Here is a 21,817-nt window from a genome sequence, read left to right as displayed (position 1 = left end):
ATCTATGGTAGATTTAAAACAATTAGAGCAGGATTTGACCAAACCATCGGCAGCTTTAATAGCAGATATTAAAAAAATTGAAGGAGATATTATTTTACTTGGCATTGGTGGTAAAATGGGCGTTAGCATGGGCAAGCTTGCAGTTGATGCTTTAAAAGCAGCTGGCATGAACAACCGAGTAATCGGCGTTTCGAGATTTTCTGATGCCAAAGCCAAAGCAGAATTAGAAGCCGTTGGCGTAGCAACCATTGCCAGCGATTTATTAAATGATGCCGAGTTGCAACAATTACCAGATGCCAAAAACGTAATTTACCTCGCGGGAAATAAATTTGGCACCACAGGTAAAGAAGGTTTTACTTGGGCCATGAATGCTTATTTGCCAGGTAGAGTTGCCGAAAAATATAAAAACTCGAATATTGTAGCATTTTCATCAGGCAATGTTTTGCCATTTGTACCTGTAACTTCGGGTGGCGTTGCCGAAAATGTTACTCCAGAACCCATTGGCGAATATGCACAATCTTGTTTGGGCAGAGAACGTATTTTCGAATATTTCGCCAAACAAAACCAAACACCAATCTTAATTTACAGGTTAAATTATGCAGTAGATTTTCGTTATGGCGTATTAATGGAAATTGCCAAATCGGTATTAAACGAAAAAGAAATTGATTTAACTACCGAAAATGTAAACGTAATTTGGCAAGGCGATGCCAATGAAATCGCTTTGCGTAGTTTGCTCCATTGCGAAGCGCCAGCAAAAATCTTAAACGTTACCGGACCAGAAATTTTATCAATCAGATGGATAGCTGAAGAGTTCGGTAAAATCTTTAATAAATCGCCAAAATTCATCAATCAGCCCGCAGGTAATGCTTTGTTAAACAATGCATCCGAGTGCCATCGCTTATTTGGCTACCCAAAAGTTACCATCAGAGAAATAATTGATATTACAGCCACTTGGATTACCAACGGCGGTGATGAGTTTGGTAAAGCAACACATTTTCAAGAAAGAGGAGGGAAATTCTAATGCAAACATTACATTCATTATTAAAAAAACACTTGCTAAACGGAACGGTTTTTCCAGCGCATCCCTTAGCATTAAATGAAGATAGAACACTTGATGAAGCTAAACAACGCCAATTATCAAGATATTACATGGCAAGCGGAGCAGGTGGAATTGCTGTTGGCGTACATTCTACGCAATTCGAAATCAGAGATCCTGAAGTTAATTTATTCGAAACGGTTTTAAAACTGGCAGCAGAAGAAGTTGATGCAGCAAATTTAGATAGACCTTTTATTAAAATTGCTGGTATTTGTGGGCCAACGGAGCAAGCTATAGAAGAAGCAAAATTGGCGCTAAAATATGGTTACGATATGGGCTTATTGAGCATGGGTGGCTTACAAAGTTTAACCGAAGCTCAAATTTTAGATCGTGTAAGAGCAGTTACTGCCATTATTCCAGTTTTTGGTTTTTATTTACAACCATCAGTTGGTGGTAGAATTTTTAGCTACGATTTTTGGTTACAGTTTGCCGAAATTCCTAATGTTGAAGCTATAAAATGTGCTTCTTTTAATCGTTACCAAACTTTAGATGTAATGCGTGCGGTTGCCAATAGTAGCAGATGTGAAGAAATTGCCATTTACACCGGTAACGATGATAATATTGTGGCAGATTTGCTAACTACTTATCAATTTAATGTGAATGGTAAGACTATAAATAAAGAGTTTGTTGGTGGTTTATTGGGGCATTGGGCAGTGTGGACTAACAAAGCGGTTTCTTTATTGGCAGAGGTTAAAGCTTACAAAGCCAATAAATCTGCAGCAGCAGCTGATGACTTGTTAACACGCGGTATTGAAATTACTGATGTAAATGCAGCGATGTTCGATCCAGCAAATCATTTTCACGGTTGCATACCGGGTATTCACGAAATTTTACGCCGACAAGGTTTACTGAATGGAATTTGGTGTTTAAATCCGAATGAAAAATTATCTGCTGGGCAGGATGAAGAATTAGACAGAGTTTATGCTGCTTATCCTCACTTAAATGATGATGAATTTGTAAAAGAATTTCTAGCTAAAGATTTATAAAGATGAAACAATCATATATCAAGTTACTTTTATTGCTGCTTAGTTTTAGTCAGTTCGCCCTTGCGCAAAGCGATGGTAAATTTACCAATCACGGGCCGCAACTGGGAGCTACAATGATACAAGGCAGTATTTTTGTAACCGATGATAAAGGTACAGAATTAGTTTATACCGTTGTTCGTGGCGAACCGGCTCATTTGTTGGCCTACAACTTGAAGACTAAAAAATTAGTGTTGGATAAAGAGTTACCTAAAGCAGATGGCGTTTGGGATATGGCACAAGCAAGCGATGGATTTTTATATATCCCAGGAGCAAATGGAAGCTTGTTTAAACACAAACCTGGCAGTCAAAAAGTAGAAGATTTAGGCATTGTATTACCTGGTGAAACCTATTTATGGAATTTAACTGCTGGTAAAAATGGCGAAGTTTTTGGCGCAACTTATCCCGGTTGTCGAGTTTTTAGGTATCATCCAAAAGATGGATTTACTGATGTTGGCAAAGGTGCTTTGGTTGAGGGCGAAAATTATGTTCGCAGTTTAGCTTATCATAAAAGTACGGGTTTGGTTTATGCTGGTGTGGGTTCTCATGCGCATTTAATTGAGCTTAATCCCTTAACAGGAGAAAAGAAAGAAATATTGCCAACTAAATATCAAGATCGTGAGTTTGTATATGGTTTAGAAATTGTGGCTGGCAAAGATGGAAATGATAGACTTTTGGCTTTGCTAACCGCAGGCAACATTACCTTAGTTTACAATTTAAAAACCAAAAAAGTTGAGCAAGAGATCAGCGATATGGATATGAAATCAGTATCCAGCTCTGCTGCAAAACAGGTTTTTTATACAGGGAAAAGTAATTTGTACAGTTTCGACCCAACAAAAGCTGTGAGTTCGGCTAAACAATTGGCGGCAAATGTGGGTAGTGCAAATGCTTTTAAATGGGGCAAAGATCAAAATCTATATTTCTTAACGGCTATGGCCAATTTGGTGCAATACAATCCAAAAACCAAAAAATATAGCAGTACTAAATTGCAAATTCCGCCACAGCCAATTCCTATACAAGCAATTATGGTTGGGCCAGATCAAAAAATATGGACGGGTGGTTATTTAGCTGGCGGACATGCAACTTATGATGCAAAAACCAATAAAAACACGAAATATTTAGGCTTAGACCAAACAGAAGGAATGGCAGTTTACGGCGATCAAATTTATTTTGGCATTTATCCAAAAGGGCGTTTTTACGTATACAACACCAAACAAAACTGGGATGTTGCCAATAATAATCCACGTAAACTGGGCGAAATTGAAGGGCAGAGTAGGGCTTTTGCGGTTTTAAGTTTGCCAGAAAAACAAAAAATGTTTTTCGGTACCATACCCGAATATGGTAAATTGGGTGGTGCATTAATTATTTACGATGTAGTTAAGGATGAGTTAAAAGCACATGAAAATATTGTGCCTAATCAAGCAATCGCAAGTTTAATTGACGATAAAAATTTGGTTATTGCAGGCACTACGGTTTCTGGTGGTTTGGGGGTAAAAGCTACCACAAAAGAAGCTGTTTTATTTGGTTGGGATATCGCTAAAAATGCCAAAACGTTTTCAGTTGTTCCGGTTCCGGGTGCTGCGGCAATTACGAGCTTAATTAAAGTTGATGGCAACATTTGGGGCATGGCCGATGGAAATTTGTTTGTGTTTAATGTTGCAGAGCAGAAAGTAATTTCAGTTAAAAAACTATATGATTACCCGCCTTTGGGCAGTCACATTTGGCGAAGTGCTTTTTTGGTAAAACACCCCAACGGACAAATTTATGGCACAGATAATAATTTGTTGTTTAAAATTGACGCAGTAACGCAAAACTATACCGAAATTGCTAAAGATGCCGCGTTATTAGTTGTAGATGCCAAAGGAACTTTATATTTTAAACGTAAAACGGAATTGTGGTCTTATCAGCCTTGATTGGCTAAGCTATACTTTGCACCCAAATCGTCATTGCGAGGAACGAAGCAATCTTAAAGCGGTTGTTTTTTTGCCTACAATAGTTGTAGGATTGCTTCGTGCCTTGCAATGACGAAATCATTAATTCCCTCGTTGGCGTCCTCGCCAACGGTAAAAAATATAATAATGAAAAAAATACTTTTAATTGCTTTTATATTATGCTTCCAAATCCTTAACACTAAGGCTCAGCAAAGTTTTAAACCTGCCGATTTATTTGTAGAATGGCAGCTTTTAGAAAATGATTATCAAAATAAAGCGCAATTTTTGGCTTCATTTACGTTAACCAACAAAGGGAAAGCGGCGATAGATTTAAACGATTTTAAACTCTATTTTTCTTATCCAAGGGTAATTAATAAGGTAACGAGCAATAACGCCAAATTCGAGAACTTAAGTGGAGAGTTTTGCAGAATTGTTTTTGATGAAAACATAAAATCAATAAAAAATGGTGAAAAAATAACCATTGAATACATCGCCAATGGCAAATCTAAAAACTATACTGATGCGCCATCAGGATTGTACATCGTTTTTAACAAACAGCCAGAACAAGGACATCCCATCGTAAATTTTAAAAGTAATTATTTGGTTGAGAAAGAATTGGCACAGCTGAAATTGGATCCAGCAAAGGTTTTCGAAAAGAATAAATTGGTTTCAGATTTGCCAGTAGAGAGCTTGGTGCCAATTTTACCTTCGCCAAACGAATATCAGGCTACAAAGGGAATTTTCTCACTCACTAAGAATACTTCAATTAATTTCGATCCATTCTTCAAAAACGAAGCAGATTTATTTAATGAAGAATTGTATCAACTTTTAGGTTCAAAATTATCATCCAGCAAAGCTGAAAACGGTATAGTTTTCAAAAAAATTGAAGGATTGGCAGATGAAGCGTACGAGCTAAAGGTAACAGCAAATCAAATCGAAATTGCGGCAAGTTCAACAAATGGTGCTTTTTATGGTGTCCAGTCGCTAAAAATGATGATGCCGCCAAACAGTTGGGCAAAAAAGCAAAGCGAAATTAATATTCCATGTGCCGAAGTTAAAGATGCACCGAGATTTGGTTATCGCTCATTTATGTTAGATGTGGCCAGAAATTTCCAAACAAAAGAACAGGTTTTAAAAGTATTGGATTTGTTGGCGCTTTACAAAATCAACACCCTGCATTTTCACTTAAATGACGATGAAGGTTGGCGCTTAGAAATACCTAGTTTGCCAGAGTTAACAACCGTTGGTTCAACTAGGGCACATACTTTAAACGATCAAAAAAGCTTGCATCCTTCGTATGGTTCTGGTGCTTTGCCAAATACTTTTCCGGGCAGTGGTTTTTACAGCAAAGCTGATTTTATTGAAATTTTAAAATATGCAATGGCAAGACATATCAAGGTAATACCAGAAATAGAAACACCTGGTCATGCTCGTGCGGCCATAAAAGCCATGGATGCAAGATATGAAAAGTATAAAAACACCGATTTAACTTTAGCAAAGCAATATTTATTAAGAGATACTTTAGATCAATCGGTTTATAAATCGGTGCAAGGTTTTAAAGATAATGTAATGAACATCGCCATACCATCAACCTATACTTTTATAGAAAAGGTAGTTGATGAAGTTAAGCAGATGTACAATTTGGCAAATGCACCTTTAAAAACCATTCACATTGGTGGCGATGAAGTTCCTAATGGCGTTTGGGAAAAATCGCCTGCAATAGCTGCGTTAATGCAAAAAGAAAATATCAAAAATTATAACGATTTATGGTATTTTCATCTATCAAAAGTTAATCAAATCTTAAAAAAGAACAACCTCTATTTATCTGGTTGGGAAGAAGTGGCGATGCGAAAAACAACTTTAGATGGAGCAACAAAATATTTGGCCAATCCAGATTTTACTACTCAAAATTTTCATGCTTATGTATGGAACAATGTTTGGGGTTGGGGACAAGAAGATTTAGCTTACCGTTTGGCAAATGCAGGTTATAAAGTAGTCCTATCGGCAGTAACTAATTTTTATTTCGATTTAGCCTACGAGCAAGACGCTGATGAACCTGGTTTATATTGGGGTTCTTTTGTAGATGTAAATAAGCCGTTTGAGTTTATCCCTTTGGATTATTACAAATCTGCCAAAGAAGATGTGCAAGGCAATCCGGTTGAGCCGAAAATATTTGATAATAAGGAACGATTAACCGAATATGGTGCTAGCAATATTGTCGGCATTCAGGGGCAAATTTGGTCTGAGAAAATTAGAGGAGCCGAGCAGCTAGAATACATGTTGCTGCCTAAACTTTTGGGTTTGGCAGAAAGAGCTTGGGCAAAAAATCCTACTTGGGCAACAGAAAAAGATAGCATTTTAGCCAATCAAAACTATTTAAAAGATTGGAGTTGGTTTAGCAATTTGCTAGGCAAGCGTGAATTTACCCGCTTAAACCATTATGCTGGCGGACTTAATTACCGTATACCAACTGTTGGTGTAAAGCTTGAGGATGGGAAAGTTCATGCAAATACTCAATTTCCAGGGTTGGTAATTAAATATACTTTAGATGGTAGTACGCCAACTTTAAAAAGCAAAACTTACACCATGCCAATTACACAAAGTGGATTGATGAAGTTTAAAGCGTTTAACAGTTCAGTTAGGGGTGGAAGAACCATTGTTATAAAGTAATTATGGATGATTTTAGATTAAATAGAAGAGCATTTGTAAAAGCGAGCGGCTTTGCAGGTTTAAGTTTGTTGGTAAATCCGTTTGATGTATTTGCTAATCAAAATAGTGGTAAAAGAATTGGGGTAATCGGTTTAGATACCAGTCATAGTTTGGCTTTTACCAAATTGTTATTCGAAGCTCAAAACGGAGCATATAATGGATACAAAGTTACGGCTGCTTATCCCTTTGGGAGTAAAGATTTAGCCTTAAGCAAAGAACGGATCCCTTTGCAAACTGTAGAAATTCAAAAATACAATGTAAAAGTAGTTGATTCGATTTCAGCATTGCTTGAAGAAGTTGATTTAGTTTTGCTAGAAACCAACGATGGCAGATTGCATTTGGAGCAAGCTTTAGAAGTAATTAAAGCTAAAAAACCAATGTTTATTGATAAACCCATGGCTGCATCATTAAAAGATGCAAAGGCAATTTTTAAAGCAGCTGAGCAAAATCAAGTTCCGGTTTTTTCATCATCGTCTTTAAGGTTTATGACAGCAGTTACTGATGTTAAAAACAATAAATATGGTAAAGTTTTAGGTGCAGAAACATTTAGTCCGGCAACAATTGAACCTACCCACCCAGATTTATTTTGGTATGGCATACATGGCATTGAAGCACTTTTTGCTTTAATGGGTACCGGTTGCAAAACGGTAACCAGACATTATACAAAAGATACGGATGTTGTAGTTGGTGTTTGGAACGATGGCAGAATTGGAACTTTTAGAGGCACAAGGAATGGCAAAGCAGATTTTGGAGGCACTTGTTTCTGTGAAAATGAAACCGTAAATATTGGTCCGTATTTGGGTTATCAGCCATTGTTAAAAGAAATCATCTTATTTTTTGAAACAGGGAAAGCACCAGTTAGCGCTGCAGAAACTTTAGAGATTTTAGCTTTTATGGAAGCAGCTGATGTGAGTAAAAGGCTAAATTGTAAAACCGTTAAAATAGAAAAAATGTACCAAAAGGCACGGTTTTAAAATTTTAATCGAGCTTAAATGCCATTGCTAATCAGAGCTTCATGTCCTTAAATTAAGGAAAATCGTCATTACGAGCCTCTGTTTTTCACGGGGTGAAGCAATCTCCTTTCCACGTTTTACAGCAAGCGTAATGGTATTACGATTGCCAGTGAAGCTTAGCTTTTGAAATTTACCATATAAGACATATAAAGAAATATAAGCAAGCACCTTGAATGGACATATATTTCTTATATGGTTTAATCATCTACTTTTATGGTCTTTGCAGAATGTTTCTAAACTAACATGAAATTATTTTGTATCACTTCAATCGGCTAGCTTTGTAAAAATTTAAAATTATGTCTAAAACCAAACTTACAATAAATAACAACGGCTCAGTAAAAATTGATGGAGATTTTGAAATAGTTGATAGAGAAGGTAATGCTTACGGATTACAAGGAAGAACGATTGTTTCTATTTGTCGTTGCGGCTTATCTAAAAATAAACCATTTTGCGATGGATCTCACAATGGACATTTTGAGCATGATGCCATCGCATTTGATTTGCCTCCTAAAAAAGTATAGTATTTAATAATACCAATAATGCCCTTAAATTTCAAAGTTTAAGGGTTTTTTTATGGTTTTTATTTTTTCATATTGATGAATAGAAATTTCTGAAACACGACCTCTTAAAACATCATCGCTTTTGCATTGTTAATCAAATACAATCTAAAATCTATGAAAAGTTTAAAATTACTGCTTTGCATTTTTGTTTCGAGTATCATGTTGTTTTCGTGTAAAAGCGGACCTTTTAATTTGTTAAAACCACAAACCCCTCATCAAGCCTATCAAAAAAAAATATCTGCTGCGGGTTTAGATCAAACTGCAATGGGCGCAAAATGGCTTGCTAACGCTCAAGAAAGTTTGCAAAATGCAGTTGCTATCAAATTACCTTATCAGGAAAAGGGATATTTTTCTGCCGAGAAAAACGAAGCAATTGCGTTTAAATTTAATTTGTTAAAAGGCCAAAAGCTTCAAATAAAGCTAGACAGAAAGCAAATTTCAGGTTTCGATGTTTTTTCTGATGTATTCGAATCCGAAAGTGGAAATTATAAATTGTTAGCTTCTGCTGATACACTGGGAACAAGCATCCAGCTAGATGCTGAAAAAACGGGACTTTACATTTTAAGATTGCAACCTGAATTGTTGGGTGCTGGAGAATTTACTTTAGGGATTACTTCGGGTGCATCACTAGATTTTCCATTAAAAACAGCCAATAGAAACTCAATAAAAAGTTTTTGGGGTGTAGATAGAGATAATGGAGCTCGAAGGCATGAAGGTATCGATATTTTTGCGCCATTAAGAACTCCTGTTTTAGCTGTTGCTGCTGGAACAGTTACACGTGTAAACACTAATAATTTAGGTGGTAAAGTGGTTTGGTTTAGACCAAATGGGAAAGATTACACATTGTATTACGCACATTTAGATGAACAATCAGTTACAGAAGGAGAAGCTGTAGTAGTAGGTGATACTTTAGGTAGAATGGGCACAACGGGTAATGCAATAGGTGGATTGCCACATTTACATTTAGGAATTTATACCAATGGCGGAGCTGTAGATCCTCTTCCATTTGTTGATCCAACTGTACAAGTATTGCCTAAAATTATCAGTCCAACTGTGGCATTAAATACCACTATGCGAACAAATGCTAAAGTTGCTTTGCTGATTGATAGTCAACAGGTCAGTTTGCCTGATGCTACAATTTTAAGAATTACTGCTGCACTGAGTAATAAATATAGAATAGAATTGCCAGATGGAAAGGTTGGCTATCTTAAAAGTAATCAACTCTCTTCGATAAGCAAACCGCTCTGTAAACAAACTGTTTCTACAATTGAAAAAGTTGTTTTTGATAAGCCTGATTCGGCTGCGGCGGTAAAATCTACACTTAAAAATGGCGAAATGCTTAACATTTTAGGTTCTTATGAGAATTATTATCTTGTTGTTAACGCAAGTGATGAAATAGGTTGGATTGAAAAGTAATGCGCAATTTTTATATGCGAGTTGTAATAAATGTTGTTTTTGATATTGCACCATAAATTAGAATGAATTGATATTTTTCAAAAATTGCTTTGAAATAGCTGTATTTATTTTAGATTTATAAAATAAACGTTGGTTAAACATTTAATTGAAGAGATAATATTATTGTCTTTATTACGTATTTAATCATAATTAAAGATTAACTGGTTTTTTGAACTAATGTTTAAACAATCTTTAATGGTTATTTTATTATTCTAAATTATATGAAACACATCTTCGCTCCACTCTTGGTGTTGTTTTTTGTAAGTTTATCTTGCAAAAAAAAATCATCTACAACAGATTCATCAGAAACTGTTATTGGCGTACCTAATACACCATTATCATCTTCATCAGCTACTCCGTTTAAAGATTTTTTAGCGGTAAATGCATTTGAATGGGATTTTGCCCAACAAAGTTCTCCTGAGATGATTGATGAAAATAAATTCAATGTAATCAAATCTTTTGGAGGCATTAGACATTACCTAGATTGGGAACGTATAGAATCTACAGAAGGAAAATATACTTTTAGCGTAATGCATTCTGGCGGATGGGATTTAGATGCCATATACGGTAGGATGAAAGATGCTGGTTTAGATGTGCTGGTCGATTTAAAAACTTGTCCGACTTGGTTACTCAATACTTATCCAGAAGGAAAAAGAGACGCTGAAAATGTACCAGCACCTTATGGTTTAAGCAGAAGTGAGCCAAGTTCATACATTAAACAGGCCAAAGCTGGTTTTCAATTGGCAGCAAGGTATGGCAGCAATAAAAATGTTGATGCGGCATTAGTTACAGTAAATAGCACTCCTCGTTGGACAAATGATAAAGTGAATACCGTTAAAATTGGTTTAGGTTTAATCAAATATATTGAATGCGATAATGAGCGAGATAAATGGTGGAAAGGTCCGCTAGCACAACAAAGTCCGGAAGAGTACGCTGCAAATTTATCAGCATTTTATGATGGACATAAAGGTGCTTTGGGTAAAAATGTTGGGGTAAAAACCGCTGATCCGAATATGTTAGTAGTAATGGGCGGTTTAGCTACACCAGATCCAAATTTTGTAATTAAAATGGTAGAGTGGTGCAAAAAAAATAGAGGCTATAAAGCGGATGGTTCGGTCGATTTATGTTTCGATATTATCAATTACCATCAATATGCTAATGATGCTTTTAACAACAAAGGAACAGCAACGGTTGGTGTAGCTCCAGAATTGTCTGATTTGGGAGAAGTAACTGCAAAATTTTTAGAAATGTCGAAAAAATATGCCAACAATATGCCTGTTTGGATAACTGAAGTAGGTTATGATATTGGCACATCTACGCCTCAAAGAGCTATACCTATTGGCGATAAAAGTTCGCAAATTACACAGGCAGATTGGAATTTAAGATCATCATTGATGTTTGCCAGGAAAGGTTTAAGCAGGTGTATGTTTTATATGTTAGATGATGTAGATCTCAACAGCACCATACAATATTCTTCATCGGGTTTTGTGAACGCTAATTTTACCAGAAGACCATCTGCAGATTATATGTTGCAAGCAAAAACTTTAATCGGTAATTATCATTATAATTCTACGATAAGTTCTGAGCCAATTGTAGATATCTATACATTAGATAAAAAAATAATTTATGTGTTAACTGTACCAGATCAAAAAGGTAGAAAAGCCACTTATGAATTAGACTTGGGCGATGCTCAAAAAGCAATCATACATAACTTACAACCAGGTAAAGATGTAATGTTAGCAAAAACCGTTAATACAGTTAATGGTAAACTAAAAGTAGATGTTTCTGAAACGCCAACTTTTGTAGAAAAATTGTAAATCAAGAGCTACGTTATTTATAGCTTAACTAGCTAATCATTTCTCGTGTAAGAAATGCTTAGCTAGTTTTTTTATTTTTAGTACTTATATAATATATCCATTTTTAAAATTTTAATAGCCCTATTAGGTAGCGATGGCTCAAAATCGTAAACTTATTTGTCTGTAAATCAATTATTTACATTGTTTTAAATTTTTTATAGCCCTATTGGGCTATTGTTGAGTAATTCCATTAAGCCCATCTTTGACTTATTAAAAGAGTTAAATAATTGAGTTTTTTAAATTAATCATCCCTAAAAATGAAAACAAACGGTAAAGCATTCCAAATTTTTAAAAAAAGTATTTTAATTGTAGATGGTGGATTAAATCTATCTAAATTATATAAATATATATTATCTGCCGATTACACGGTAACCATTAAGCAAAATGGTATTGATGCATTAGCTTGGTTAGAAGAAGGAAATGATCCGGATTTAATTATCTCTAGTTTAAGAATGCCATATTTTGACGGAACTGCTTTTCTTCAAAATTTAAAATTAAGTGGTTTTTACCGCAATACACCAGTAATGTTGTTATCTGGTGAAGAAAATTTAGCAGAGAAAGTTCAACAAATGTCATTCAAAATTGATGGTTATTTAGAAAAACCGTTTAATCCAATGGTATTAAAGTCTCAAATTACTCAGTTAATAGCGTAATGATTACTTCAACTTTTAATAGTCAGGCCGTGAATTCAAAAGTGGTATATTTCGGAGATTTACTAAGTAAAGTATTAATTTCTGACTTAGAGAATAACATCAGTGATTTAACATGTCCTGAAGATTTCGATCAATATATCAATGCCCAGACATTATTAAGTTTACCCGATGTAATCATCATTGAAGTTGATGAAAACAAAGAGTGTTTCAATCAGGTTTCATTGTTAAGATCGAATCCTCTTTTCAAATCTATTATCATCATTTTAATAGGGATAAAAGAAAGTAAAGAATTAAGAACTAAAGCATTAGCGCTTAAAGTAAACGATTATTATACATACCCTTTCCCATTAGATGATTTTTATTCGAGAATAAATTTTTTGGTAAAGTTTAAGTTAATTAAGCCAAAATTAGAAGAGCTTCCAGAAAAATTAAACGACACGTATCAAATGCCTTTGGCTAAAAGGATTTTTGATGTAGTAATGTCTGGAACTGCTTTGTTATTTTTAATGCCGCTATTTATCATCGTTGCGATTGTCATTAGATTAGGTTCTAAAGGCGATGTAATTTACAAAAGCAAGCGAGTAGGAGCGGGCTACAAAATATTCGATTTTTATAAATTTAGATCGATGCGTAGCGATGCGGATAAAATGTTAACCCAAATGGCTGATTTAAATCAGTATGCCAATGAAGGTAACAAAAGTGGAAAATCAGCTTTCGTGAAGTTTTCTAACGATCCTAGAATTACAAAATTTGGTGCTTTTTTAAGAAAAACAAGTATTGATGAATTGCCGCAATTGATTAATGTTTTAATAGGCGATATGTCTTTAGTTGGCAACAGACCTTTACCATTATATGAGGCAGAACAACTAACTACAAACAAATGGTCTGAGCGTTTTATTGGCCCTGCTGGTTTAACTGGCTTATGGCAAATTAGCAAACGTGGTAAAAAAGACATGTCTGAAAGTGAGCGAAAAGAGCTTGATAACTACTATGCAAGCAATTATTCGATGTGGTTAGATATGAAAATTATTCTAAAAACATTCCCAGCATTAATTCAAAAAGAGCAAGTATAATTTTATTAGGCTCATTCAGAAGATTTCTTATCTTTAAACTTTCTTGTTATAACATATAATTAAAATGAAAACAAAATTTAAAATTACCCTCTTGTTATTGGTTTTTTGTTCGGTAGCAAGTTTCGCTCAAGAAACAATTATTCCAGATGTAAACGCTGCTGAACTAGATAAATATATCCAGATGGCAAAAGAGTTTATGCCAAAAAGAAAAATTCAGGCTGCAAAAACAGAAAGCGTTAAAACTGCAGTGGGTTCATCACAGGTTTCCTATCTTGATTTATTTTCTGCCAATTATTTTTATAGACCATCAGATAGAGTTGCACTGAATCCTTTAAATCCATTTGTAGTAAACGGCATGCAATATGGTATTAGTTTAAATTTAGGAACATTTTTGCAAAAGCCATTTGCGGTTAAAAAAGCCAAAGCAGATTATAAAGTGGCGCAGTTAGAACAACAAGATTTTGATATCCAATTGGCTAATGAAGTGAGAAGAAGATATTACGATTATGTACAATCTTTAGCAGCATTAAAAATTAACACGTTAAGTGCGCAAGACAGCAAGGGTGTTGCAGAAAGTATGCGTTATAAGTTTGAAAAGGGTGAGGTTTCATTAGACGCTTACAATCAATCACGATTGATTTCAGTAGGTGCGACTACGGCAAAAATACAGTCAGAAGTATCTTATTTAAAGGCTAAAGATTTATTAGAAGAAATGATTGGGCAAAAAATCGCTACCGTTAAATAAAATAAGTTAAAACTATAAATGGATATCAAATCTTTTTTAAAATTAGTTAATCGATATAAGTGGATTATCATTATAGTGCCAATAATTGCGGTGGTACTTACTTATTTCTTAGTCAAAAAATTACCAAAACAGTATTCTTCTGAGTCAAGAATTTCAACTGGTTTATTAGATCCTTCCAAAAAGGTAATCTCCGAACAAACTGTTGATTTTTTTCAGGTTAGTCAGCAGTTTAACAGCATTATGGAAAAGCTGCAAATGAAAAAAATGATGGATATTTTGTCTTATCATTTGATTTTGCATGAGTTAGAGCAACCAAGAGTTGGATTTAGGCAATACAGCGAAAAGATCAAAGAGCTAAATAAAACTCAAAAACAAGAATTAGCTAAAATTTATAGACAGAGATTAATTAATAAATCGATATTAACCTTGGAAGATAACAAGGGGAAATATAAATTGTATGATTTAATTCAATCGATGGGTTATGGAGAGAAATCACTAAAAGATAAATTATATATTGGTCATGCAGATATGAGTGATTACATCAGTATAGAGTTTATTTCAGAAAATCCAAAATTATCTGCTTTTGTGGTGAATACCTTAACCACAGAATTTATCAGTAATTACACGGAAGATGTAAGCAAAAATCAAAATACTTCTATTGCTTTATTAGATTCTTTATTGAAGAAGAAAGAGCAAGTAATGAATGAAAAAAACGCGGCTCTATCAGGTTTTAAAAGAAATAGAGGGGTTTTAAATTTATCAGAACAATCTTCTAGTGTAAATGTCCAAATTGCGCAGGCTGAAGCCATGAGAGCAAATGCGATTAGAACCATACAATCTAATGTAGGAGCTATATCAATAATTGAAAGTAAATTAAGGGGAAATGATAGTTATGTTGCCGCACCGAATCGGGCAGAAAATAGAACAATTGTTGATTTACAAAATCAGTTGAAAAGTGCTACGAATGATTTTGTAGACAACGGATTTAAGTTAGGTGATCAGAAACGAATTGATTCGTTAACCAGACTAATCAATGCCAGAGGCCAAAAAAATTCTGATGATAATATCTATAATCCTCAAACTTCTAGGCAAACGTTGGTTGCTCAAAAAATGACCTTAGAAATCGAACTTCAGCGGGCAAAAAGTAGCATGAGTTCGATTAATAATGAGTTGGCAGCTTTGAGGGCACAATATAATAGCATGGTGCCTTATGATGCTGAAATTCAGAATTATGAACGAGATGCTGATTTGGCCTTAAAAGATTATACACAAGCCTTAGACCGTTACAATACATCAAAAACAGATCAAACCATTGGGCTAAAATTACAAATTGATCAAATCGGAACAATTGGAAATCCATTACCTTCTAAAGCTCCATTATTTGTTGCAGCATCTGGGTTTTTAAGTTTCTTTTTATGTTTGTCTGTTGTTGGGGTGATGTTTTTAATGGATCGCTCAATTTTAACCTCTCGTCAGCTGGAATTGGCTACCAAATCAAATGTTATTGGTAGTTTAAATAAACTCTATGATAAAGAGCGCATTGCTCGAAACATCTGGAATGATAAAAGTGACAAACCTGATTACGAAATGTACAAAGAGCACTTACGCTCTACCCGTTTCGAGATCTTAAAAGCCATGGAGGCTGATGAAAGTAAAATACTTGGTGTTACAAGCTTAGCGGCTAATGAAGGCAAAACATTTACCTGTTACAGTTTGGCTTATGCATTTGCCATGACAGGTAGAAAGATTTTATTAATTGCAGATGAGCAACCACTTGAAAAAGCCGATAGCACAGAGTTAGTTACTGCGCAAAATTTTCAAACTTTTTTACAAAAGAAAGAATTTCATACGGATGATTTAATCACGGTAATGAATAAAAGCGCAGAAAGAAACTCATTATTAGAAGCACAAAATATCAAAAGTTTGAGAACTGGATTTGATCTCTTGAGAAAAGAATTTGATATTGTAATTATCGATATCAACAGTTTGCATGATGTAAATATTTCCAAGGAATGGTTGTTATTTACAGAAAAAAATATTGCAGTTTTCGAATCAGGAAAATCTTTAAATGATACAGACCATTTATTAGTTGATTATATTCAAAAACTGCCAGGTTTTTTAGGCTGGATAATGAATAAAATTGATTTAAGAAAGGATGTATAAGTCAGAAAATTGCAGTTATCTGAATTTTGACATATAAAAATATGCCACGTATTCTATCTTTTATACTTATAATTTACTGTTTCATAATTGGTTTTTTAGGACGTGAGGTTGGTAAACTACCTTATGGTATTTTTATTGAGATTTTTTTGTTACTCATTCTAATTGCAGTAATTATAAAAAAACCTTTAAAGGAATGGACTAATCTTAACAAAGATATTTTTTACCTATTATTAATTTGGTTTGTTTTAAGTTTAATTGAGGTAATTAATCCTGGAGCTGCTTTTATGGGGTGGTTAAATGAGATTAGAACTGCTGCACTATATCCTTTATTAATTGTTTCTTTAGGTTTAATTGTTTTTAGTGTAAAAAAAGACTTAGATGTTTTCTTAGTAATAATATTTTGCTTTTCATCGTTAGCAGCATTTAATGGAATAAAGCAATTGTATATCGGTTTTTTTCCAGGTGAAGCTGCTTTTCTACAAAATGGTGGTGCAGTAACTCATATGCTGTGGGGGAAATTAAGAGTATTTTCTTTTTATTCTGATGCAGGTCAATTTGGAGCTTCACAAGCACATGTTGGTATAATTGCTTTGATAATTTCCTTTGCACCAATGAAATTATGGAAAAGAATTTTGTTTATTGGTTGTGCTATGCTTAATCTTTATGGGATGTTAATATCAGGCACCCGCGGTGCTATATTCATATTCTTCGTTGCAGCATTTGTAGCTATAGTTTTAAGTAAAAATGTCAAATCAATAATTTTAGGAGGTTTTATAGTTATTAGTTCTATAGGTATCCTAAAATATACATCGATTGGTGATGGTAACTATCAAATTTATAGAATGCGTACTGCATTAAATCCCAATGATGCTTCTTTAAAGGTTAGATTCGATACTCAAATGAGATTAAAAAGTTATATGGCAGACCTTCCATTTGGAGGGGGATTAGGTGTGCTTGGTTATAATGGAAACCTGTATAATAGTGATAAGTATTTAAATAAGTTCCAACCAGATAGTTTTTTTGTAAAGGTATGGGTAATGTATGGAGTTGTTGGATTGACTATTTGGTTTTCGATAATGATGTATATTTTTGGAAAATGTTGTAGTATAGCTTGGTGCGTTCGAAACACTGAACTCCGTATAAAGGTCATTGCATTAACAGCTGGATTTGCTGGCATCTTAGTTGGTTGTTATGGTAATGAAGTGATCAATATTATGCCAACTTCAATAATCGTTTATTTTTCTTGGGTATTTATTTATAAAAGCCCAACTTGGGACGATAAATATTCAGATAAAGAAGTATTATCTTAAAAAAATATTAAATATGCCGTTTGAAATATTTGTAATTCCTGGTATGATTTGTTTCTTATTAGCTTTTTTTTTAGGGATAAAAGCCTATAAAAAAGAAAGTGCCAAAAGACCTGATGATTTAATTAATTAATGATGACATATATTTGGTATATCATACAATTTCTAATCGGTTATAATTTAGTTTTACCTTTATTTTTAGCCATTTGTTATTTTCTTTTTCGCAAAAGAAAAATAAATGCATTGGAGACTAAAAAATATGACTATGCAATTATTGTAACCGCTTATCAGCAAACTGCACTTTTGCCTGCTGTTGTGCAATCGCTGTTACAATTAAATTACAGCAATTACCTTATTTATGTAGTAGCTGATAATTGTGACATTACGGATTTAAATTTTAATGACCAAAGAGTTGTTTTACTTAAGCCCGAAACTACCTTAGCTAGTAACACCCGTTCTCATTTACACGCCATAGCTAATTTTAAAAGGCCACATGAAATCCTCACCATTATTGATAGTGATAATTTAACTGATCCTAATTATTTAAATGAGTTAAATTTGTATTTCGACCATGGTTTTGAGGCAGTACAAGGCATTCGCAAAGCGAAAAATTTAAATACCAATTATGCCTGCATGGATGCAGCTCGTGATTTATATTATCATTTTTATGATGGCGAGGTATTATACAAATTAGGTTCTTCCGCCACTTTATCGGGCTCTGGTATGGCTTTTAAAACTTCATTGTATAAAGCTTGTTTCGAAAATCACGACTTAACTGGTGCTGGTTTTGATAAGGTATTACAAGCGAAAATTTTATTGGCAGGAAAACGCATTGCTTTTGCACCTAAAGCGGTAGTGTACGATGAAAAAACAACCAATGCAAATCAATTGGTTAACCAAAGATCTAGGTGGATCAATACCTGGTTTAAATACTCAGTTTTTGGTTTTCAAATTTTATTAAAAGGAATTAAAAATTTTAGTATCAATCAAATCTTATTTGGTTTAATCGTGGTTAGGCCTCCATTATTCATGTTTATTCTTTTATCAGGATTATGTTTTTTAATCAACCTATTCATCAATCCACTTATTGCGTTAATATGGTTCATTGCCTTTGTCTGTTTCCTGGTCAGTTTTTACATTCCGTTAAAGTTTTATAAGGCAGATCCTAAAATTTATAGTGCATTGGTTAACATCCCTAAATTTATCTATTTTCAGTTAGTATCACTGGTATACGCCAAAAATGCTAACCAAAGGTCAGTAGCCACACAACATCAAATTGATAACTCAATGAGTACTTCATCCCAAAAAAATAAGATCAATTGAAAAATCAAAACATCATTGTTGTGGGTCAACAGGCTTGGGATACTGAAATTGGCAGTAACTGTAAAAATATTGCCTTAGAATTTGCTAAACAGAATAGGGTATTATACATCAATTTCCCGTTAGATAGAATAACAAAGTTTAGAGGTAAAAATGATCCAAAAATTCAAAAACGTTTAAATGTAATCGCAGGTAAAGAAGATGGTTTAGTTCAAATTTCTAGCAATTTATATCAACTTTATCCTAATTGTTTAATTGAATCAATCAACTGGATCTCTTCAGATTATATTTTTAAATGGTTAAATAAGCTAAACAATAAAAGATTAGCCAAAGCAATTGCACCAGCGCTCAAAGAACTAAACTTTAGCGATTTCATTTTGTTTAATGATAGCGATATGTTTAGGAGTTTTCATTTAAAGGAGCTTTTGAAACCTAAATTGAGCATATATTACTCAAGAGACAATATGTTGGCAACTAGTTATTATAAAAAGCACGGACAAATTTTAGAGCCACAAATTATCGCTCAATCAGATTTGTGTGTGGCTAATTCAGCCTATTTGATGAACTATTGCAAACAGTATAACATCAATTCTTATGATGTAGGGCAAGGATGTGATTTTACGATTTTCAACAATCCAGCTATTGCAAAAGTTTCTACAGCCTTGAAGCAATTGAAAACGCCTATTATTGGTTATGTAGGTGTGTTAACCGCTGCCAGATTAGACATTGATTTAATCTATTATATTGCTAAAAAAAGACCTGATTGGAATATTGTTTTAGTAGGCCCTGAAGATGATGCTTTTAAAAGCAGTGCTTTGCACCAACTTGATAATGTACATTTTTTAGGCTCACAACCTACTGATGATTTACCTAAATACATTAACTTTTTTGATGTTTGTTTTAATCCTCAATTGTTAAATGAGTTAACCATTGGTAATTATCCTCGCAAAATCGACGAATATTTAGCGTTAGGAAAGCCAACCATTGCTACAAAGACTGAAACGATGGAGGTATTTAAAGATCATGTTTATTTAGCCAATAACGGTGAAGAATACATCATAGGGATAGAAAGTTTGATAAAAAATAATAATGAAAACCTTATGACAGAGCGAAAAAACTTTGCTTTGGCTCATACTTGGGAAAACTCTGTAAAAAGTATTTATAATGCAGTTAATCTAAATATCAAATTATAATGAAAATTGCCAATATTATAATGGTTCACAAAAACCCAGCTCAATTAGAACGGTTGATTAGAGCCATGGATCATGAGTGTTTTCATTTTTTTATTCATGTAGACAAAAAAATAGATATTCAACCCTTTTTATATCTAAGTGAATTTAGGCGTGTTACTTTTATTGAAGATAGAAAAATATGTAGATGGGGTGGTTATAGCTTTGTGAAAGCTATTCTTGCATCACTCGCTGAAGTTTTAGACTCAGCTATTTCATTTGATTTTTACAATCTGATGAGTGCCCAAGATTATCCAATTAAGCCAATCGATCATATTGTAAATTTTTACAGGGAAAACTTAGGTAAAAGTTTTATCTCCTATGACCCTGATGAAAAAAAGGATTGGTGGGAACATGCCATAGTTAGGTATGAGCAGTATCATTTTACAGATTTTGAATTCAGAGGTAAATATTTTATTCAGAAAGTATTTAACACAGTTCTACCAAAAAGAAAATTTCCTCTACCCATTAAACTTTATGGTAGTAGTGATTCAAGTTGGTGGTCTATTTCAAATAGTTGTGCTAAATATTTACTTGATTTCATGAGCATAAACAAGAACCTATCGAATTTTATGAAATATACTTGGACTGCTGATGAATTTTTGATTGCCAGTATTCTGATGAATTCACCTCATAAAAATGAAATCATTAACAATAATCTAAGGTATATTACTTGGGTAAACACGTCACCCAATCCACTTATTTTAACATCAACTAATTTGCCAGAAATCTTAAATGCTACTAATAAACTCTTTGCTAGAAAATTTGATGCAGAAGTTGACTCAATGATTTTAGATGAATTAGACAAGGCTAGAAAGTAAATATTTGAAAAGACAGATTAACTCATGTTTAGATTAATTTAGGTCAAATTTGACCGACTAGCTGTTTAGTGTTAACTGTTTTATTTTAATGGTTTCATTATTTTAATATCAAAATTGTATTTGATCTGCCTATAAGCATCCCTAAGAATTTTTATAAAGATGTTTTTATTTTGTTTCCAGTTAGTTCTTGTCATTGTGCTAGGCTCAGCTTCTGAGTTTTTTTGCAAAAATAAATTTGCATAATCTTTATAAAATAGGCCTTTGCCTTTTTGTTGAATAAAGGAAATACACATTTTATATTCGGTTACATCTCCTTTTAATCCTTCGGGATATCTGCCAAATTTATCAAAAAATGTTGAACGCCTCAAGTGAGGATGATCAGTGTAAAAATAGATTTTATCATATCTAAGTCCGTATGATTTAACATACATTTCATCGTAATCTAAGCTAAAATTCCTAAGGTAAGGATAAGGATAGTAGGCATAGAACTTGACAATATCTAAGCTATTATCAGCATTCAAATAAGCTAAAGCTTTCTCAAATTTGATAGGGAAAAGATGACTAGGCTCAAAATCTTCTTGTACATAAAGGGTGAATTTTTTGGTTACCGCATCTTGTCCTTTATTAATGTTGTTGCCTAATCCCTTGTTTTGAGCAGTGGTAATTAGTTTAAAACCATAAGTTTCAATTAATGATGTAAGTTTATTTAAGTGTTCAGGCTTACTACCATCATCAGAAACAACAATTTCACCAAAAAAGCAATTTAATTTTTTAAAGGATTGTAAAAGATTTATTAATGATTCGCTTCTGTTATAATGCGTAATTAATAGTGATACATCTGAAAATGTATGCATAATTGATAAA

The 21,817-nt window shown here is 33.6% G+C and carries 17 protein-coding genes; 16 read left to right on the top strand and 1 reads right to left on the bottom strand.

The genetic code is table 11. The annotated features are described in order from the left end of the window. The first annotated feature begins 4 nt into the window (after positions 1-4). The 16 genes from FA045_RS12270 (at position 5) to FA045_RS12195 (ending at position 20,953) form a co-directional block, all read left to right on the top strand. The gene (locus FA045_RS12270) at positions 5-1,021 is read left to right on the top strand and encodes an NAD-dependent epimerase/dehydratase family protein (RefSeq protein ID WP_136877369.1); all 1,017 of its coding nucleotides are present in this window, start codon (positions 5-7) and stop codon (positions 1,019-1,021) included. Next, positions 1,021-2,082 carry a dihydrodipicolinate synthase family protein gene (locus FA045_RS12265; RefSeq protein WP_136877368.1) on the top strand — a complete coding sequence of 354 codons (1,062 nt, stop codon included), beginning with the start codon at positions 1,021-1,023 and terminating at the stop codon, positions 2,080-2,082. The genes FA045_RS12270 and FA045_RS12265 overlap by 1 nt, the downstream gene beginning before the upstream one ends. A gap of 2 nt (positions 2,083-2,084) precedes the next feature. Then, positions 2,085-4,031 carry a ligand-binding sensor domain-containing protein gene (locus FA045_RS12260; protein ID WP_136877367.1) on the top strand — a complete coding sequence of 649 codons (1,947 nt, stop codon included), beginning with the start codon at positions 2,085-2,087 and terminating at the stop codon, positions 4,029-4,031. 165 nt (positions 4,032-4,196) lie between these two features. After that, positions 4,197-6,719: a family 20 glycosylhydrolase gene (locus FA045_RS12255; RefSeq protein WP_136877366.1), complete on the top strand. Its 2,523-nt coding sequence runs from the start codon at positions 4,197-4,199 to the stop codon at positions 6,717-6,719. 2 nt (positions 6,720-6,721) lie between these two features. Further along, entirely contained in the window at positions 6,722-7,732 is a 1,011-nt protein-coding gene (locus FA045_RS12250) for a Gfo/Idh/MocA family protein (RefSeq protein WP_136877365.1), read from the top strand. A gap of 335 nt (positions 7,733-8,067) precedes the next feature. After that, entirely contained in the window at positions 8,068-8,292 is a 225-nt protein-coding gene (locus tag FA045_RS12245; RefSeq protein ID WP_136877364.1) for a CDGSH iron-sulfur domain-containing protein, read from the top strand. A 153-nt stretch (positions 8,293-8,445) separates the two neighbouring features. Beyond that, positions 8,446-9,747 (top strand): peptidoglycan DD-metalloendopeptidase family protein, encoded by a 1,302-nt coding sequence (locus FA045_RS12240; protein ID WP_136877363.1) that lies wholly within the window; start codon positions 8,446-8,448, stop codon positions 9,745-9,747. 260 nt (positions 9,748-10,007) lie between these two features. Further along, a complete protein-coding gene (locus tag FA045_RS12235) occupies positions 10,008-11,603 on the top strand; it encodes a beta-galactosidase (RefSeq protein ID WP_136877362.1) in 1,596 nt (531 codons plus the stop codon). Positions 11,604-11,899: 296 nt separating this feature from the next. Continuing rightward, entirely contained in the window at positions 11,900-12,295 is a 396-nt protein-coding gene (locus FA045_RS12230; RefSeq protein WP_136877361.1) for a response regulator, read from the top strand. Then, positions 12,295-13,368, top strand: coding sequence for a sugar transferase (locus FA045_RS12225; protein WP_136877360.1), 1,074 nt, complete (start codon positions 12,295-12,297; stop codon positions 13,366-13,368). Before FA045_RS12230 ends, FA045_RS12225 begins: the two co-directional genes overlap by 1 nt. 64 nt (positions 13,369-13,432) lie before the next feature. Next, a complete protein-coding gene (locus FA045_RS12220) occupies positions 13,433-14,113 on the top strand; it encodes a TolC family protein (RefSeq protein WP_136877359.1) in 681 nt (226 codons plus the stop codon). An 18-nt stretch (positions 14,114-14,131) separates the two neighbouring features. Beyond that, positions 14,132-16,276 carry an exopolysaccharide transport family protein gene (locus FA045_RS12215; RefSeq protein WP_136877358.1) on the top strand — a complete coding sequence of 715 codons (2,145 nt, stop codon included), beginning with the start codon at positions 14,132-14,134 and terminating at the stop codon, positions 16,274-16,276. Positions 16,277-16,317: 41 nt separating this feature from the next. Further along, positions 16,318-17,586: an O-antigen ligase family protein gene (locus FA045_RS12210; RefSeq protein ID WP_136877357.1), complete on the top strand. Its 1,269-nt coding sequence runs from the start codon at positions 16,318-16,320 to the stop codon at positions 17,584-17,586. 129 nt (positions 17,587-17,715) lie between these two features. Further along, a complete protein-coding gene (locus FA045_RS12205) occupies positions 17,716-18,906 on the top strand; it encodes a glycosyltransferase (protein WP_136877356.1) in 1,191 nt (396 codons plus the stop codon). After that, positions 18,903-20,096, top strand: coding sequence for a glycosyltransferase (locus FA045_RS12200; protein ID WP_136877355.1), 1,194 nt, complete (start codon positions 18,903-18,905; stop codon positions 20,094-20,096). Before FA045_RS12205 ends, FA045_RS12200 begins: the two co-directional genes overlap by 4 nt. Then, positions 20,096-20,953 (top strand): beta-1,6-N-acetylglucosaminyltransferase, encoded by an 858-nt coding sequence (locus FA045_RS12195; protein WP_136877354.1) that lies wholly within the window; start codon positions 20,096-20,098, stop codon positions 20,951-20,953. The genes FA045_RS12200 and FA045_RS12195 overlap by 1 nt, the downstream gene beginning before the upstream one ends. A gap of 80 nt (positions 20,954-21,033) precedes the next feature. Here FA045_RS12195 and FA045_RS12190 read toward each other — a convergent pair whose 3' ends face one another. Next, positions 21,034-21,807, bottom strand: a complete 774-nt coding sequence (locus tag FA045_RS12190) for a glycosyltransferase (RefSeq protein WP_225871335.1) — start codon at positions 21,805-21,807, stop codon at positions 21,034-21,036. Between the last annotated feature and the right edge of the window lie 10 nt (positions 21,808-21,817).

This window comes from Pedobacter cryotolerans (genome assembly GCF_005116475.1).
Taxonomy (GTDB): domain Bacteria; phylum Bacteroidota; class Bacteroidia; order Sphingobacteriales; family Sphingobacteriaceae; genus Pedobacter; species Pedobacter cryotolerans.
The sequence above is the reverse complement of the archived record's forward strand: the minus strand, read 5'-3'. Positions and strand labels throughout refer to the sequence as shown.

What these genes read in the sequence shown, in the direction of transcription:
- FA045_RS12255 (WP_136877366.1), top strand. Translation starts at nt 4,197, where the DNA reads ATGAAAAAAATACTTTTAATTGCTTTTATATTATGCTTCCAAATCCTT.
- FA045_RS12215 (WP_136877358.1), top strand. Translation starts at nt 14,132, where the DNA reads ATGGATATCAAATCTTTTTTAAAATTAGTTAATCGATATAAGTGGATT.
- FA045_RS12270 (WP_136877369.1), top strand. Translation starts at nt 5, where the DNA reads ATGGTAGATTTAAAACAATTAGAGCAGGATTTGACCAAACCATCGGCA.
- FA045_RS12245 (WP_136877364.1), top strand. Translation starts at nt 8,068, where the DNA reads ATGTCTAAAACCAAACTTACAATAAATAACAACGGCTCAGTAAAAATT.
- FA045_RS12210 (WP_136877357.1), top strand. Translation starts at nt 16,318, where the DNA reads ATGCCACGTATTCTATCTTTTATACTTATAATTTACTGTTTCATAATT.
- FA045_RS12230 (WP_136877361.1), top strand. Translation starts at nt 11,900, where the DNA reads ATGAAAACAAACGGTAAAGCATTCCAAATTTTTAAAAAAAGTATTTTA.
- FA045_RS12250 (WP_136877365.1), top strand. Translation starts at nt 6,722, where the DNA reads ATGGATGATTTTAGATTAAATAGAAGAGCATTTGTAAAAGCGAGCGGC.
- FA045_RS12205 (WP_136877356.1), top strand. Translation starts at nt 17,716, where the DNA reads ATGATGACATATATTTGGTATATCATACAATTTCTAATCGGTTATAAT.
- FA045_RS12220 (WP_136877359.1), top strand. Translation starts at nt 13,433, where the DNA reads ATGAAAACAAAATTTAAAATTACCCTCTTGTTATTGGTTTTTTGTTCG.
- FA045_RS12225 (WP_136877360.1), top strand. Translation starts at nt 12,295, where the DNA reads ATGATTACTTCAACTTTTAATAGTCAGGCCGTGAATTCAAAAGTGGTA.
- FA045_RS12240 (WP_136877363.1), top strand. Translation starts at nt 8,446, where the DNA reads ATGAAAAGTTTAAAATTACTGCTTTGCATTTTTGTTTCGAGTATCATG.
- FA045_RS12265 (WP_136877368.1), top strand. Translation starts at nt 1,021, where the DNA reads ATGCAAACATTACATTCATTATTAAAAAAACACTTGCTAAACGGAACG.
- FA045_RS12235 (WP_136877362.1), top strand. Translation starts at nt 10,008, where the DNA reads ATGAAACACATCTTCGCTCCACTCTTGGTGTTGTTTTTTGTAAGTTTA.
- FA045_RS12190 (WP_225871335.1), bottom strand. Translation starts at nt 21,807, where the DNA reads ATGCATACATTTTCAGATGTATCACTATTAATTACGCATTATAACAGA.
- FA045_RS12260 (WP_136877367.1), top strand. Translation starts at nt 2,085, where the DNA reads ATGAAACAATCATATATCAAGTTACTTTTATTGCTGCTTAGTTTTAGT.
- FA045_RS12195 (WP_136877354.1), top strand. Translation starts at nt 20,096, where the DNA reads ATGAAAATTGCCAATATTATAATGGTTCACAAAAACCCAGCTCAATTA.